Origin of the sequence: Candidatus Bartonella washoeensis Sb944nv, assembly GCF_000278135.1 — a bacterium.
Lineage (GTDB): Bacteria > Pseudomonadota > Alphaproteobacteria > Rhizobiales > Rhizobiaceae > Bartonella > Bartonella washoeensis.
In genome coordinates this window covers 5,090-6,663 of the sequence record NZ_JH725024.1, presented here as the reverse complement: position 1 = coordinate 6,663, position 1,574 = coordinate 5,090, and the positions used below count along the sequence as shown (strand labels likewise).

General features: G+C 35.4%; 2 protein-coding genes. One reads left to right on the top strand and one right to left on the bottom strand.

Features of this window, described 5'->3' with window-relative positions; all coding sequences use genetic code 11:
• On the top strand, positions 1-649 hold a 649-nt coding region (locus tag MCQ_RS04685; RefSeq protein ID WP_245256380.1), incomplete at its 5' end, for a hypothetical protein.
• Here the strand turns inward: MCQ_RS04685 and MCQ_RS04680 are convergent.
• On the bottom strand, positions 639-1,574 hold a 936-nt coding region (locus MCQ_RS04680; RefSeq protein WP_006923856.1), incomplete at its 5' end, for a hypothetical protein. The genes MCQ_RS04685 and MCQ_RS04680 overlap by 11 nt on opposite strands.

The window sequence follows — 1,574 nt, the reverse complement described above, 5'->3', positions numbered from 1 at the left end:
CCTCATAAGAAGAGTAAGAAGAAAAGTAAGTGAGGAGAGAAAGATGAGTTTAGTAGCAGTTGTTATTTCTTTAATGGCGAATGTGATTTCGTTTTATGCTGTTCATGACTCTTCTAAAAGAGTGCGAAGGCTTAGAAAAGAGCTAGCTGAAAAAAATGAGTTAATAGCATCACAAAAAGCGTTGATGGAAGGGCAGCTAACGGAGAATGAAAAGAAAATACAACATTTGCAGCAACTGCAAGAAGAAGTGCAAGAACGTTTGACGGAATATGGACAGAGAAATCCTGAGAAGCAGGAATGTTTGATGTCATATGAAAATCTTCAAGTCCCTGAAGATGTTCGCGCGCTTGTAAGAGAGTTTGTAGAAAAAGCTCCAATTATAGAAGATGATAGAACGCAAAAGATACTAATACAATTGATGAGGGATGAGCAGAAAAAGAATGAAGCAATTGAAATTATTGAAGATTTCAATAGATGGTTTATGGAAAAACAATCGGTTACAGTTGCAGAAGCCAATAAATGGGATAGGGTACAATATTTATCATTTCTTCTTATGCAACCAAGGCCAATGACATGGGGCGAGTTGGCTGAAAAAAGCCCTGAGGAACAACATCGTTATGCATCATGTTGGAAAACGGTTATTTATTGAATGAAAACTGCTTGGGATACAACAGCTCGGATAGTTTATTACGTTGTTTAATATTAAAATATTCGGGGCAAAAAGTCACTTTTTGGGGTGGATTTACAGGATTTATGGCAGTGTGCTCCATAGTCAATATTAAAGGAATTTCTGAGTTTCTGTCCATAAGAAAAAAACCGATAATTAGTCCTAATAGACCAGAAGGTCTGAGGCTAAATGGATCAATATCGCTATGTATGGGTGGATCGATTCGAGGTTTCTTTAAGCATAAGTGTTTTTCCTGTTGAGGATAGATGTAATGTAGTGTTCCTAGTGATTGTGGTAAATACGAAAGATCGCGATAGCATGCGGACATAAAGTTAAAAGGGCTATTATCATTTATGATGATAGAGTTGATTTTAATTGTTTGTTTTGTGGGATTTGTAATGTTTAAAGATACATACATTACTGACAAGATATCATTAGGATTATCACTTATCCATGAATGGTGTGTGGTAACACGGAGCTTTTTTTCTTCTAAAATCTCTAATTGTTTTTCCAGAACTGTGGCAAGCCTTTTCATTGATATTGCTTGTTGTTTAGTTGATTTAGCTATGTCCACGGTATTGGCTAATTCTGTTTCAAATTTTTCTCGGTCTTCTCTTCTGAACTTTGCAGCTTCCATTCGATCTTCATTTCTCAATTTTGCAGCTTCCATTCGATCTTCATTTCTCAATTTTGCAGCTTCTATTCGATCTTCATTTCTCAATTTTGCAGCTTCTATTCGATCTTCATTTCTTAAATTCAATGTCTGTTTAATAGAACGAAAAGAAAAAATTGCGGATAATAAAGCACCAACCGAAGAAAGTGCAGAAAAAAGGGTAGGGTGTTGTTCTATCCAATTTAAGCATACATTCCAATTAAGGAGCATAATCATTATTCCAATTAATGTAAG